General features: G+C 39.6%; 4 protein-coding genes. 2 read left to right on the top strand and 2 right to left on the bottom strand.

Annotation, left to right across the window (positions count from 1 at the left end):
* Positions 1 to 221 precede the first annotated feature (221 nt).
* Entirely contained in the window at positions 222 to 9,293 is a 9,072-nt protein-coding gene (locus HMPREF3230_RS02815) for an InlB B-repeat-containing protein (RefSeq protein WP_075523444.1), read from the top strand.
* A 279-nt stretch (positions 9,294 to 9,572) separates the two neighbouring features.
* Positions 9,573 to 10,958: an MFS transporter gene (locus HMPREF3230_RS02810; protein WP_075523472.1), complete on the top strand. Its 1,386-nt coding sequence runs from the start codon at positions 9,573 to 9,575 to the stop codon at positions 10,956 to 10,958.
* Positions 10,959 to 10,980: 22 nt separating this feature from the next.
* Here the strand turns inward: HMPREF3230_RS02810 and HMPREF3230_RS02805 are convergent, their stop codons facing one another.
* On the bottom strand, positions 10,981 to 15,120 hold the full coding sequence (locus HMPREF3230_RS02805; RefSeq protein ID WP_075523443.1) for a DUF3418 domain-containing protein: 4,140 nt from the start codon (positions 15,118 to 15,120) through the stop codon (positions 10,981 to 10,983).
* A 97-nt stretch (positions 15,121 to 15,217) separates the two neighbouring features.
* Positions 15,218 to 15,907, bottom strand: coding sequence for a class I SAM-dependent methyltransferase (locus tag HMPREF3230_RS02800; protein ID WP_082266246.1), 690 nt, complete (start codon positions 15,905 to 15,907; stop codon positions 15,218 to 15,220).
* Positions 15,908 to 16,076 lie beyond the last annotated feature (169 nt).

The following is a 16,076-nucleotide window of genomic DNA, read 5'->3' as shown; positions in this document are numbered from 1 at the left end:
TTAGTAATTATTCGCTACCATTTATTTTATTACATGTGAGTGCAATATAAACAAATGTTTATTTTTTGCATGTATACTGTATACTAGTGCAGTGTGTATGGGCTATAGTTACGCACTGGCTTGAACATGGCGAACTTAAGCATAGCGAACTTAAGTATAGAGTGAACTTAAGAGTATAGTGTTTATTTACTTTAAAAGTGGTTGTTCTAAGGAGAAGAACGGTGGGTCGTAAAGGTTTGCACAGTGAAGCATACAAAAAGCAACTCCGCAAGGCTGAAAAAGCTAAGTCTGAGAGTACTTCTAGTGCTTTACATCGCGGTGTTGCAGGCGTTGCTGTTGCTTCTACTTTGGCAATGATGCTGCCAACAGTTTCAGCTGCAGCATTACAAGCTAATAAGCATGATGAAACTCCCGAGGCTCATATTGTTAGCAGTGCAGGTAAGAATAACGCTCAATCTAAAGAGCTTAATATGCTTCGCTGGGGTGCTGGAGTTCGCAATCAGAGCGCACAAACTAAGAGATTAGTGCAGATTGCTCGCAAAGATATCGAAGCTAAAAAACTTGAGTATGCTAAACAGTCTAAACTTGCTAACTTGTATAAGAATGATGAGCATGTTGAGAATCTTGATCAAGATGATAATTCTACAGATTTAGACAATAATCGTGTTTTGAACTCTGTGCGCTCAGCGGAAAATCAAGCTCTTAAAGCTCGGGCAATTGAGAATCAACGCGCTGCAAATAATACGTCTGAAAATCATTCAGAGGATAAAGAGGATAATAAGCAAGCAAGTGCGCAGCCTACAACTGAGCAGAATTCAAGTGTGAAGCCTGAAAATGGTGAAAACGCGCAGCCTGAATCTACGTCTGATGCCACTGCAGATAATACGACTGAGCCATCTGCAAATAATGCGCCTGCATCATCTGCTCCTATTTCTGCTAGTACAGGATCTAATGCTGATGCTGGAAGTACAGCGAGACCAAGTGCAGACGGCAATGGCAATACGCAGGGGCAAGGTACGCAAGGGCAAAGTGCAGAAAATCCAACTACACAAGGTTCAAATGCAAGCGGCTCAAGCGAAAATACAAACAGTTCAAGCGAAAATACAAACGCTGCGCCTTCAGCACCTGCTCCAGCTCCTGCACCTGCTTCTACATCGAACGCTGGCACACCGTCCACTGGCACACCGTCCACTGGCACTCCAAACGCTGGTGCAACAAACACAGCAACTGATCCAAATAGCCAGGTAATTAAGCCGAATGAGCAGAATCCAACGGCTGATGACCAACAAACTGCCAACGAACAGGTACAAACCGACAAAAAGCCGGAAGTAACGTACAATTTGCAAATTCGCTACACTATTGGTGGCGCTGCGAATAAGCAGCTTGTGCAGCCGTATGAGCTTACGATTGATAAAGACGACTTCGATAATCTTGGCAAAAATGGCAAGTATGACTATATTAAGCTTCCAAAGTCTGCTGGATACCGCCCGTCCGTATATCATTCAGGCACATACAAGTACTACATTATAAACAGCGAAGGCAAGTACGTTATTGACGATGGCACGGATGCGGATGCTGTTCGCTACTTGCGTATAGACAAAAATCTTATTAAAGAATACGCTGTGAAGAGAAGGCAGGCTGTTGAAAGCAACAATAGTGCGCAAACTTCGCAGAATACATCGTCTTCGCAGTCGGGTTCAGACGATGGCATTCAGTACTACGGCGAGTTGAACATCAACTACGCTCCTAAAACAGCTAAGTACTATGTGCGTCACTTGTTGCAGCAAATTGACAATAAGAACGAGTTTAAGGAAGCTGCAAATCTTGGTATTGGTAAGGTTATTATACCAAAGCACAGAGTGAAGGATCCTGTAACAAAAAAGTACGAATATAAGGACGGGGATCCTATTCACGTCACTGAAGTTACTGGCACTGTTGGCTCAGATGTGAGCGCTATAGCTTTGTATATTCCAGGCTACGAACCAGAGCACAATCTTATTAGCTCACCGCTTTCGGATTCGGATAGTGAAAGCGACAAGCTGATTTTGAACCTTCGCTACTACCGTAAGGCTTACGATGTTACTTACGACACTGATGGTGGCACGGATGTTACTGCTCAAAAAGTGTATTACCAGCAACTTGTACCACCAGTTAAAGATCCAACTAAGCGCGGATACACGTTTAAGGGTTGGTCTGTAGTCGATCCTAGCAAAAAGAGTGATCCGCTTTATGCTGATAATACTATTGTTTCTCTTGGTGACTATAAGATGCCGGATCACAATGTGCAATTTCGCGCTAATTGGGAAGCGAACAATACTACCAGCTACCGCGTGAACGTGTGGGTGCAAAAGGCAGATTTGGTTGATAAAGAGCATCCGGATTCGCTTAAAAACTACGACTTTGTTGGTCTTGTTGAGCGCAAGAATGTTAAGACAGACAGTGAAGTTGCGCTTAATAATATGGATGATGCTGGCGTTGCTAAGGATACTAGTAAGCTTAATGGCGCAAGCGTAGATGATTATGTAGAGGACCCGGAACTCGGTTTAACTAGAGAAGAGCTGCAAGGCAAAAATGCTGACCATAAGGATGGCTTAATTGCAAAGTTCAACTGGATGAACGAAACGCCTGTAACAAGCTTAGAAGGGTATGATACTGAGCATCCTGGTGATTCTAAAAACAATGGTAAGGATTTATTCACGCGCTACTTCCATGTGAATAAGAAGCTTACTAAAAGATTCACAAAAGATACTAATAATACAAGCAATAAGCTTTCTGCTAACGACTTAGATAATACTTTTGATTTAGTTTACGACCGCAAAGAGTACGAGCTTATTTTTGCTAAGCCTGCTGTACTTAAATCTTCAGAAGATGCTGAGCGTTTAAACAATGCTGCTATAAAAAGAAAAGACAAAGACGGCAAAACAACTATTTATTGCTATGCTGGCGGCGGCAATTGCTCAGAGAAGTATGATGAAGTAAACGAATATGAGGATAACAATACAATTAACCACAAAGGTTACCGCGTAAATGTTCGTTATGGTCAAAGTCTTACTGATATTTGGCCTAATGTAAATGAATTAGATTTTAATGATGATACAGGCTCTCTTGGGTGGCGTATTGGATATGCAGGGGGAATAGAGTTTCGTGATACTCCTCCATTTCGTTTTACTAAAAAAGAATTTGCTGACCCTAAATTCCGTGTAGTGGGTAATAATCACAAGCTTAAAATTAGTGATAATCCTGATAGTGATCCAAATAATACATACGAGTTAAAAGATAATCAGCGTCTGATTACAGCTGATACCAGTAATACTCAGGTTATGCCTATTCAGGTAATCATTGAAAAGCAAAGTATTGCCTCTGCTAAAAAACATAAAAAGGGTGATACGATAAGCGATGACGATTATGTGCTTTCAACAGATTCGTATAGCAAAGATGATACTAGTAGCACGGAATACCCTCATAAGTCTTCATTCATAGCTGGTTTTAACTCTGTTGACAAAGAGAAGCGTATAGAGACACATGAGAGTGATGATTTTGATGATACGCTATTATCAGATTTATATTCACATTCTATTGAATATAAAAAAAATGGTGAAAAAGACTGGGATGATCTAGATGATGATGTAAAAGAAGCTTTTAAGAAAGAGTACAATGTAGGCTTCCGTAATCACTTAGCTGGTGGAGGCGAAGACTCACAAGAATATGAGGAAAACGGCTACCTTGTATTTAAATACAACCGCCAGTCGTACGATGTGCAGTTTTATAATGCGGACGGCAATGCTATAAAGGATGGCGATGTCGCTGCTATAGAAAGCTTGCCGTTCGAGTATAGCTTGACTAAACGCGGCAAAAAAGATTTGAAGGGCGAAGACAAAGAGCTATACGGAAAAGATACGTCTTACGATGCTTCTGTAACTAAAGACGATGCTAACGATACGTCTAAGAAGTTAGATGGCAAGTACACTTTCACGCTTAACGGCATTAATTATTCAATCATTCGCCCTGATTACTTGCCAAAAGACTACGTGTTTAAAGGCTGGGCTCTTGATCAGGCTGGCACTCGGTTTATAAATGGCGAAGACAAAGATATTACAGTGCCAGTCAATGGCATTAAGCTTTACGCTGCGTGGGGTCTTCCAACAAATATTCAGCACACTGTAACTCTTGACTACCAGATGCATGAGATTGGCGAAGACGGAAAAGAGGGACCAAACGTAATTAAAACGTTTATGTGTAACCACAACGATCCTATTCACGAAAATGATATTAAAATTCCAGTGCGCAAAGGCTTCGACTTCTACGGCTGGGAGCTTGTTAAAAAGGGCAATGAGGTAGTAGAAGCTAATACTCCTTACGCTTTTGGTAACAAAGTAGTAGAAGATATAACGCTTAGAGCAGTGTGGGTTCAGGATACTCGCTACAACGGCACTTTTACGCACATATTCTTAAAGCCTGGTTACACGTTTGCTGACTATAATAATGCTGCTGATGATACAGCCAAAAAAGCTATGGTAGACCACGTTTCTACTCAAACGGTTTCCGGCTTGCGCGAGCATTTGCGCTACAATGCTGAAGCAGTCTACAGCGATGAAACGCACTTCCCGGATAAGCATTTCACGAGCTTTGAAGCATCGAGTGATGAAACTGATAATACTGGCGAGTTTGTGTACCAAACGTACAATACGCGCAAGTATAGGGTTCGCTATGTAACTATTGAGAATGGCAAAGAAAAGGATCTTCTTCCAGAAAGCGAAGTCAGCTCTGTAAATCGAAAGTACGATGTAGCGTTCTACAAGCCGATCGAAGGCTTTATGCCTAGAACTACGCAGCAGAAAGTTTTGTATAGAATTGGCAAAGATGGCAAGCAGATTGGCGAAGATACATTCAAATTTGTATATGACGATGTTCGCGTGCTTAAGCGCCAGGATGATGCTCAGCATCGTCCGGATCACTACACGCGCTACGTGTTCAAAGTAGCTGATAACCAAAGCTCTATGGGTAGTGTTGTTGACTGGCAAGGAAACAATGTAGCTGACGGCTCTGCTCTTGTGTATGACGCAATTAAGGGCACGAAGGCATACCAGATGCCACTTCCAACAGTGGAAGCGAAGCCTGGATTTGAGTTTGATGAATGGACTTCGAAAATCGGTTCGTCTGCTCCTGGTTCTACGGAGCTTCAGTATTCTACTGGCGTAAATCGTTTGCCGATTCGCTCCGAAGAGCAGAACAGCCCTGAAGTAATTTACATTGCTAAATTCAAGCTAAAGGCTCCTGTTGCTGCAGCTCCGCAAGTGCTTACGCCACTTGAGAATATTAGTACTGAAAGTGGCGAGTCTGCTAAGAAGCTTATAACGAATGCTGATGAGTATCCAGAGGGTGCTACGTTCTCATTCGCTGATGGCGCAACATTCGACAGCACTCCAGGCTTGCACAAGATTAAAGTGCAAGTGAAGCTTGAGGGCAACACTGCTGAAGCTGAAGTGCTGTACCGCGTGCTGCCAGACTTGGTGTACAAAAGCGATTGGGATAAGTTTAAGACTAGCGACTACGGCAGCAAGCATGAACAAGAGTACGCACCGATTACCTTTACCGGCAAGAATGATGAAGGCACTATTATTGGTCACGATACGACTGGCACTACTCCTTCTACTGACGTAACAACTACGCTTACTGCGTACGTTTATAAAGGTAAGCAGGTTAGAATCCGCGTGCCGCAAGCATTCGGTAAGGATCACAGTGAAAATAATTACCACTATGTGTTCAAGGGTTGGGCAACTAAGGTTGTACAGCCGACTCCTGCTGAGCCTAAGCCAGAGCAGAAGTACGATATCGATTCTGAAGGTCGTTATAAAGATGTTAAGGTTGACGATAATTCCGGCAAAACTTACACCGCTGTTTACAAGCGAATCGACTACTTCTCGAGTTCGTCTGACGGTGGTGAAGTTCCTAAGGATGCTGTAGTTGCAATCTTTAAGCCTGCTCCAGGGCGATTGTGGAAGGACGGCACAAGCGGTCCTAAAGTGTTCTACGTAAAGAAGGGCACTGATATTTCGAACATTCCTTACAGCTCTAGCGACTCTACTAATGCTTTGGTGAGACTTAAAGAAAACCTAACCAATGCTACTGGCACCTGGAAACGAAGCAGCATGCTTAATGACGGTAAGAAACTTGCTGAAGTTAAAGATGTTGCTGACGTGACTGGTGAGTGGAAAGACGGCTGGAAAGTCAACGAATCATTCCAAGAGTTCGTGGCAGATCAAAAGGATTGGACAGAGCCAGCAGTGCAGACTGATTACTTGGTTGCTGTGCAAGATGATGCTGACTCTCTTCCAAAGCTAACCGATTTTATAACTAATATGCCTGAACTCAAAGCAGAAGCTGCTTTGAAAGATGGAGTAGAAGACATAAAAGTCGAATACGATTTGCCAACTGAAGCTGAGAAAAATAAGTTCAAGCAGAAAATGCTTAAGAAGCCTGCTTTGTACACTGTTCCTTTGAAAGTGACAATCAAGTATAATGATGCAGCAGATTACAAGACTTATAAACTTGTAGGACGCTTAAAGGTGCTTTATAAGTTGATGTATCCAGACAGCTTGCCGAAGGAGAATACGCAGGGTACTGACCAAACTGGTGCTAATGCTGAACGCAAACTAGTTTTTGATAAAACTAAGTATGTTGAAGTCAAATTTATAAACGCTAAGAGTGATACTGAGTCACCAAATGGCAAGGGTGAATTTGCTGAAGGTTCGCGCACGTTGTACTACGCGTATAAGGATTCTGCTAGTGGCGTTCGCGCGCCGCAGGTTATTGGCAAGGATTACGATGCAAAAGGCTACCATTACGAGTTCCAAGGCTGGGAGATTCAGGAAGATACTACATTTGTAACAAATACTGCTACGTCAGTTCCTGTTATGACACTATTTGCTGCTATGACACCAAGCACTACTACTGTGCCTAATCCACAGAAAGTTAAGCTATATTCTAGTGCTGAAATTGCTAGTAGGAAGTTTGCTAGGAACACTAATATTGTACCGCATTATAAGCTTGTTAAAAACGTAATTGACGCTTCTACACAAGAAGAGATTCCAGACGGTTACGTTGCAACTATATTCCTTCCAGGATTTGGTAGAACGTGGGCTGACGGTTCGTATAAGCCAAAATTGCTGTATATTCGTCACGGAAAAGATAAAGAAGATAATATTAAGTTTGCTCAAAAGGTTGCAAGCGACACTGCTGCAAAACTTTCCGGTTTTACAAAGTGGCAAATGTATAATGCAAGAGGCGATAAGTCGAACATACTCTTACATGACAATTGGAATATCAGTAAGCCGCGCATCTTCGTTGCTGAGCAAAATAGCGTTGACGATGTAAAGATTCCAGAAACAGTTATTGGCGTGGGTGAGAGTATTACAAACGTTAATAAGCTCGTACATAACACTGACCCTAAAGTGAGTGTATCTATAGATGATAGCTCTACGGTTGATGTTTCAAAGCCTGGAATTTCAACAATTATGGTGAATGTAACTAAGCCTACTGATGAAATTGATAAGACTACAGGAAAGCAAAAAACTGTTACAACTAAGTTGCCTGTGCGCGTGTACGTTTTGCCAAAAGTTATTGCAAATAATGATTTGCCAGCTAAAGGCACTGCTGCAGCTAAGTTCATAGAAAAGAACTATACGAAGGTGACGTATGTAGCTGGAGATGGCGGAAGTTTGCAAAAATCACCTCTTGGCAATGCTGGAAACAAGCCAGTTTCAGTATATTGGGTGCGAAATAACGCGAATGGTTTCCAAATGCCGATTCCAGATGTGCTTGCAGATAATGGTTACGTGTTCAAGAATTGGACTTCTATCACGACTGAGACTCCAGCAGATCCAGCAGATCAACGTAAGGCTACAGAAGAAGAACGAGAAGCTTTGGCTCGAATGGCTAAGATTGACGGAATGCACTATGTTGCAAAGCTGATCAGTGATTCGCGTAACTCTACGCTTGCTGCTTTGCAAAATATGCTGAACGAAGCGCGAAAGAGTCGTGCGGAGCAAGAAGCTTACAATGTCTACAATGCTAAGCGCGAAGAATTAGCTCAGGTTGCTGAAAGAAAGGGTAACACTGATCTAGCTTCTGAAATTCGTGGGTCTCATGATTCCTTGCAAAAGATTAAGGATCAGCTTGTCAAAAATGGCATTGATGTTGACGAAGTCATTGAACAACTTCATGAAAAGGCTTTGTTTGCAAAAATTGCTAAAGAAGCTGGAAAGTCATGGCTTGCTAAGCAAATTTCCAATTCCAAGCGTTCTTCAATAGAAGCTTTGAAGAACTTGATGCGAGAAGCTGGAATAGACATAGCTGAATATAACAAGATTACTTTTGATAAGAAGAAAGAAGCGTTAGCTCAGGTTGCGGATATTAACGGCTTACATTACGTAGCTAGTATTATTCGCGCTAGCCACGAATCTTCTTTGGAAGCTTTCAAGAATCTTATAAAATCTGCTAATCCAGATGTGAAGATTCCAGACTTTACGGCAAATGAAGAAGATTACGCTTCGGAAGAACAGCGCGAGCTTCTTATACAAATTGCAGAAGAAAATGATAAGCCTGATATTGCAGCTAAAATTAGGCTTTTGCGTAGTTCGACTTTGCAAGATTTGAAGAAGCTTTTTAAGGATGCAGGTGTGGATTTGTATGCTATTCCTGCAGCTAAGCCAAAGCATGAAACCACTATTACAGCAAACTTCGAGCTAATGAAGACTATGAACTTTACATTTAGAAGTTCTGCTGTTTCAGGCGTTCCTGCAACGTTTACGCTTGCAAACTTAACTGATAATTCGAGTGGTAATACGATTGTTAGAGTAGATCGCAATGATTTTGTTATTAACAAACTTAATCCTATTACAAACGGTTCTAACGGTCTTACTCCTTCTTGCAATGGAACTACTTGCACTATTTCCGGCACTCCTAAGATTGTTGATGGAACGCCGAAAGTAGAAGTAACGTTTACTACTATTGATCAATACGGTCGAAAAGCTAATATTACTGTGTATATTGATATAGTAAATTCAAGTGAACAAACGTATATACCTGATACGAATACTCAAACAACTGTAGTTGAAACTTCTGTTAAGCAGCAAAAGCAGCAAAAGCAGCAAGAAGTAGAGTCTAAAGATCAGTTGGCAAGTACAGGTAGTGACGTGTATAGTGTTTTGAATATTGCAAGTTTGTCTTCAATATTAGTTGCATTAGGGTTTGCTGTGAATATATCTCGCCACCGCCGTAAAGATCTTAAGTAACTGCTTAACTAATAAGTGATATTGCTAAAGGTTTGAAGAAACTTAAGTGACTTAAGTGATTTAAGTCACTTAAGTGTAAAGCGTAGTCACGAGTTGCAAAAGTTTTTTGGGAGAGTTATGTCTAAAGATAAATTTATCTGTGAAAGTGCAAAATCGCGAGTAAATTCTAACTCCAGTAATGCTTTTGATGCTTGTGATTCTGCTAATATCCCAGTCAGTGATGCTTGTGATGCATCTGCATCTGCATCTGTTACTAAAGATGCTTACGATAATCCTGAAATGGTTAATAAAATAGCAATTCGTGCTCTTATTTTACTTTTAATAGCTTATGTTTTTGGGACGCTGTGCTTACAAGGTTTTAATTTGTTGTTTAAGCAAGTTGGTACTGATGTTTCAAGTCCGGAGCAAGCGTCTTTGATCACAGGTTTACCTGGAATAGTACTAGGTATTGCTTGTTTTATTTACGGCTCTTTAGGTGATTTCGTATCTTTAAGAAAACTTGTTACAGTTGGACTGTCTACTTTATTTATTGGCTCAATATTCGGTTTCTTAGCGAATTTCTTCTTTACTCCTCATTTGTGGAGCGTTATTTTAGCGCGTATGATTCAATCTGCTGGGGAACAAGTAGCTGGTTCTGCGTATCTAGTAATTGTGTCGAAATATTTACGTAAAGATCTTAAAGTTATTTTCTTCGGATTATTTACAGCAGGATATCAAATTTCAGCGGCAATCGGTATTTTTACAGCTGGATTATTGAGTTCAATATCTTGGCGATATTTCTTCCTTATTCCAGCAATAACTATATTCTTCCTTCCTGCGCTAAGAAGATATTTGCCGCAAAATAACGGTAATGGCAGAAAAATAGATCGAATAGGTTTCGTGATTTTCGGTGCTGCTGTTGCTATTCTTACTGTTTTCTTCTCATACCACGTATGGTGGATGCTTGTTATTTCAATTGTATTGTTTATAATTTTCGGTATTTATATCAATAAAGCTAAAAATCCTTTTGTAACTACTTCATTCTTCAAAAATAAGCGTTGGCTTTCTGCAATGCTTGTGCTTATGTTCCTTTATTTCACAAATTATTGTTTTACTCCAATTTTCAATCGTCTAGGCGGAGAATTATATAAACTCACTACATTTGATGTTGCTCATTATGTGGTTTGTGCTTTTGTTGTTGCTGCTCTTGCTGGAACGAGTTCCGGAAAGATTATTGCGAGAGTAGGTCGTAAAAATGCTGTTATTCTCGCATCTGTATTGATGGCTATTGGGTGGGCAATATCTGGATTCTTCGTTATGAGCGGATTTTTTGCGTTGACTTTTGGCGCATGTGTATATTATGCAGGTTGTGGTCTTATGTATTCTCCGCTTGTGTCAATAATATTGGATTCTTTGCCTGTTGAAGAAACTGGACGTGGTTGTGGTATGAACGATCTTGCTATGAGCGTCACTACATCTATTGGAATAGTAATTTTCTACGGTTTGATTAACAATCGATCTTTAGAAGGGTTCTCGTTAATCGGATTAAAAGGTTCAGCTGCAGGGTTCTCAAATGTTTTACTTATTGGCTCTGTTGTTTCTTTACTAGGATTATTTGTGTTTGTTATTAGAAATTACGTGTATTCGCGAAAAACTAAAAGAAGTTCGGATAGTGCTAAAGCGTAAACTATAGGATTTTTACGAAATATCATATTTTTCGCATACGTTGAATACTTATAGGATATGCTGTTGTTAGTTCTTGAGCCCATAGTGAAACGTAAAATTCTTCACACATCCACTTTAATTTCTCAGCTTTTTCCTGTTCTTCGTCATGCGTTTGTCCCAAAGGCGTAGATTTAGCTTTTTCTTGAGCTTTCTGAACTATTTTATTAGCTTCTTCAGCTTCCCATGCCCATTGAACATCGCGATTTTTATCTATTTTAGCTTTAGATAGTCGAATCTCATCTGCATGCAAATATCGTTCGATTCTAGGAAGATATTCTGCTGGAGTGTTTGAAATAAATCCTTCGTAAATAAGTTTTGAAGTGTGCTCTCGAATTGATTGTAATACAGATAGCATAGGCAAATCTGCTTTACCTGAAACTACTTTGCTTAATTGCGCTTGGCGTTTTAGTATTTTAATCACATCATGAGCTATTGCGTATACAGTATCTTCATAAATTTGAGATACGTTAGCTACAGATTCTTTTAATGAATCGTCATCTAAAATTTGCTCAGGATGCTTTATTAAGCGTTTAACTGCTGCCATTTGTAAATCTTCAGCTAAAGATTTTGATGTTTTATAGGGTGCTGCAGCGAGCACTAAAGCCTCTGTGCCTAGCCATCTGGATGTAATGCGATTGCAATCTAAATGTAGCATGTTAAGAGCGCCTTGCCATACCATTTGAGATCTAGAAATATTTGTAGCTCCTGCTTTATGTAATAAATCAGCTTGTTCTATTATTTTCCCAGCTTTTTTAGCTTTAGTAGCTTTACGATTTATTGCTTCTAAAGCAGATTCTTGTGCGAGTTTTGAGAATCGCTTTTGTAAAGCAACAAGAGATTTATCGTTTCCTAGTACAGTGATTGTTGTTCTATTGTTTGTGTTATTGTTTGCGTTATTATTTTCGGTGTTATTATCGCCGCTGTTTGCGCTGTTCTTCTGTTTTCTAATGAATCCTTGAGAGTGTGTTTTTATATTTGTTTTCTCTACGCTAAAAGTCATTCGAACATAAGGAGTAAGGCGATTCATTTGTTCATCGTCAAAAACTTCAGGATGAATTTGCGCTCCGATTACTTGTATAGCAGCTTTAGTAAATATTTCGCGAAAATCTTGCCATTCAAAGGAATCTTTACAATCTTCAGAAATACCGGGGAGAGTATCGTAATGATCGTCAATCCACTCGCGAATCTTCTTAGCACTATCTGGAGCAGGCACGAATTGAACGCGTAAACTTTTAGGTAAAGATTTAATCATTCCAAGAATTAAGTCATCTAATAGTCCTGGAACGTTCCATGTAAATTCTTCAGGTGTTAGTCTACTTAACACGTGAACAGGAATATGAATAGTAACTCCATCAAAAGGACTATTCGGATCGTAAATATAACTTAAACGTAATCGTATAGGTTGCCCGTCTGTGCAAATAGTATTCCAATGGTCTGGATAATCTGCTAAATCAGTGCTTTGCGCGCTCTGTAACCTCTCAACTTCTTCAGGATTAAAATCTAGCTTATGCGGATTTTTTGCATGAGCATTTTTCCACCATTTTGCTAAATCTGCAATATTAGTTACATCTTGAGGCAAGTTATTGTCATAAAAAGCAAATAAATCCTCATCATTTACTGTTTCGCTTATTTGCCTAGTGCGATTAGATTGATTTTCTGCGTCTTCAAGCATAGAGCGATTTGCAGAAATAAAAGTATCGTATTGGAAACGCTGTTGCACATCGCCTTCAACTAGAGCGCAACGAATTAAAAGCATCCTAGATTCATAAGGGTTGATTTTAGACCATTGAACAGTGCGATTTTGTACAATAGGTAATCCGTATAAAAGCACTTTTGATTTTGCTATTGCAGCACCTTTAGACGCGCTCCAGTGAGCATCTGAATACGTGACTCGAGTAAGATTTTTTGCAAGAGATTCAGCCCATGCAGGATCAATTTGCGCACAATATCTAGCCCAAAGTCTTGACGTTTCTACAAGTTCTGTGCAAATAATCCACGAAGGTGAAAGCTTACAAACACAAGAAGATGGGAAGATTGCAAATCGTGTACCTCTAGCTCCTTGATAGTCGTTCTTAGCCATTTTTTGTGCACGTTTAATAGCGCGAATTTTTGCAGCTCCATGTAAACTAGCAAAGTCGGAAGCTTTAGGTTCTCGAATAACTTGCATTCCTATCATTGAAAGCAAGCCTGAAAGCATTGAAGTGTGTATTCCCTGATAATCCCATGAACAGCACAAACTATGAGAAGATTGTTGATTGTTAGGAAGTTGTCTGATCTCAAGTGATGGCCTTTTTAATGGCAGCGCTTCTCCAACTCTATAATTCAATTCTTTACATAAGTCTTGCAATTGATTAACTAAATCTTTCCACTGTTTTAGGCGTAAAAAGTGGAAAAATTCCGATTTGCATAGTTTACGAAGAGCGTTGTTGCTCATATTTCCGTCTGCTTGGAAAATATAATCCCAAATATTTAGAGCAGTTAAAAAGTCGCTGCTTTCATCAGCATAACGATTATGAATCCTATCTGCTTCTTCATGTTGCTCAACGGGTCTTTCTCTAGGGTCTTGCAAGCTTAAGAATGCTACTATTACAAGAATTGCTGCAAGAGTATTTGGAGTATTCATTCGCGCAGCTTCAATAATCATTCGTCCAAGACGAATATCAATAGGAAGTTTTGAAAGCTCCCGTCCGGTATGAGTAAGTGTAATTAACCCTGATTTTCTGCTAATAGCTCCAAGTTCGCTAAGCTCATTAAGTCCATCGCTTACAGCTTTTATATCTGGAGGATCAATAAATCCAAAAGTAGTAATATCTTCTCCAGTTTTAGCAACTCCTACAGAAAGCATGTGCAAAACTACAGCTCCAAGAGAAGTGCGCAAAATTTCAGGATCTGTAAAACGTGGGCGCGATTCATAATCTTCGCGCGAGTATAATCGAATCGCAATACCATCTGCAATACGACCGCAGCGTCCAGAACGCTGATCTGCGCTCGCTTGAGAAATAGGTTCTATAGGGAGTCTTTGCACTTTTGCAGATTTAGAATATCTAGAAATCCTAGCTAAACCTGTGTCTACAACATATCTAATTCCTGGAACAGTAAGAGAAGTTTCTGCAACGTTTGTTGCTATTATAATGCGCTGATGCGTGTGTGATTCAAAAACTCTATGCTGATCTTTTGAAGAAAGACGTGCGAAAAGTGGGACTATTTCAATCGAATCTGTGCGATGCATGTCATTTGCGCGCTCGCCAAAATATGAGCGTAAACTTGATTCAAATTCGCGAATATCTCGCTCTCCTGAAGCGAATACCATAATGTCGCGTGCACCAAAATCATGACTAGAATGAATAACAAGCTGTGCACATGCTCTAGTTACAGCAGAAGCAATATCTTCATCGGAAGAATATTCATCGGAAGATTCTTCGCTATTTTTTTCGTTAGACTTGCTTTCTTCAATAGTTTCTTCGCTCATTGAAATATCTGCAAATCCTGGAACATGTTGCATAAGTGAAGGAGCGGAACCAAGCGGTTCGTATAGTACTCGTACGGGATACGTCCGTCCTGAAACTTCAATAATAGGCACTTTAATGTGTAAAGCTTGTTCGAAATGATCACAGAATTTTTTTGAATCAATAGTTGCAGATGTAATAATAAGCTTCAAATCTTTGCGTTTTGGCAATAAAGTTGTTAAGTATCCGAGCAAAAAGTCGATGTTAAGACTTCTCTCGTGTGCTTCGTCAATAATAATCGTATCGTAACGATTTAAAAGTGGATCGCGTTGGATTTGTGCAAGTAAAATACCATCTGTAACTATTCTAAGTTTTGTTTTTGGGGAGCTTTCATCCGTAAATCGTACTTGATATCCGATTTCTTCTCCTAGTTTTACTCCCATTTCGCTAGCAATTCGTTCTGCTACTGTGCGAGCAGCTAATCTGCGAGGTTGAGTGTGTACGATTTGCTTGCCTCTGCCGCCTCTTCCGAGTTCTAGCGCCATTTTTGGGATTTGAGTAGTCTTACCAGAGCCTGTTTGACCAGAAATAATCACAACTTGAGAAGACTTAATTGCTTCTATTATTTCGTCGTGCGCTGCACAAATAGGTAGTTCATGTGGATACTCAAATTTCATAATAAATAGTTTCTTTACGTGTTTTTACTATATTTAATTTTTATTGTTTTAATGTTTAACTGTTTTTATTGTTTTTTTTTTATTGTTTTTATTGTTTCTAATTGTTTCTAACTATTTCTATTACTCTGTAACCTTTTGAGCTTGCGAATTTCATAACGTTAAAATTATCTCCAAGATTTTTAGTTAGCCATGGTATAAGAGAATCTGCTCCAAGATTTTTTTGAACAACTAGATAAGCTTTTCCTTTTACATTTAGACGAGGAATCCAAGTAAGAAGTATTTCATGTAGTACTTCTTTTCCAACGCGAATAGGCGGATTAGACCATATTAGGTCTATATGCTCCAATTTTTCATTTTCAAGCGCATTTTGTGCAATCTCAGTGTGAATATTTTTAAGCCCAGCGTTTTTTGCGTTTACTTCACTAAGTTCAATAGCGCGCTCGTTTACGTCAATTGCGAAAATTTCAGCGTTTTTAGATTCTAATCCGAGTGAAAGAGCAATAGGACCCCATCCGCATCCAATATCAAGGAATACGCCATTTTCTGGAGGTTTAGGCGCGTGCTTGAGCAATACTGATGTGCCTAAATCTAATCTAGATGAGCTAAAAACGCCATTAGAAACTTGCACGTTTACGTCATGACCGCGCAAATTCACATGCAACGTATGGCGTTCGTCTTTTGATGATGGAGATGCATAAAAATATTGCTCTCCACTTTTGCTATTAACTGTTTTAGTGTTGTTCTGATTATTGTTCTGATTTTGGTTTTTATTTTGGTTCTTAATCATTGTTGTTAGTTGCAATCCGTTTTACACTTTTTTCTGTTTTATTACTGTTTTATTTCCGTTTTATTCTGTTTTTCTTGTTGTTTATTTTGCTTTATTATATTCAAGTTTTATTATGTCTTCTCAAATCACAATAATAAAACAAACGTTGTAAAATGCTAGTTGCGTCAAA

The organism is Gardnerella vaginalis, assembly GCF_001563665.1.
In the GTDB taxonomy this organism is placed as follows: Bacteria; Actinomycetota; Actinomycetes; order Actinomycetales; family Bifidobacteriaceae; genus Bifidobacterium; species Bifidobacterium vaginale_A.
The sequence above is the reverse complement of the archived record's forward strand: the minus strand, read 5'-3'. Positions and strand labels throughout refer to the sequence as shown.

Coding starts and splice junctions, on each gene's coding strand:
- HMPREF3230_RS02805 (WP_075523443.1), bottom strand. CDS start 15,120: ATGAAATTTGAGTATCCACATGAACTACCTATTTGTGCAGCGCACGAC.
- HMPREF3230_RS02810 (WP_075523472.1), top strand. CDS start 9,573: ATGGTTAATAAAATAGCAATTCGTGCTCTTATTTTACTTTTAATAGCT.
- HMPREF3230_RS02800 (WP_082266246.1), bottom strand. CDS start 15,907: ATGATTAAGAACCAAAATAAAAACCAAAATCAGAACAATAATCAGAAC.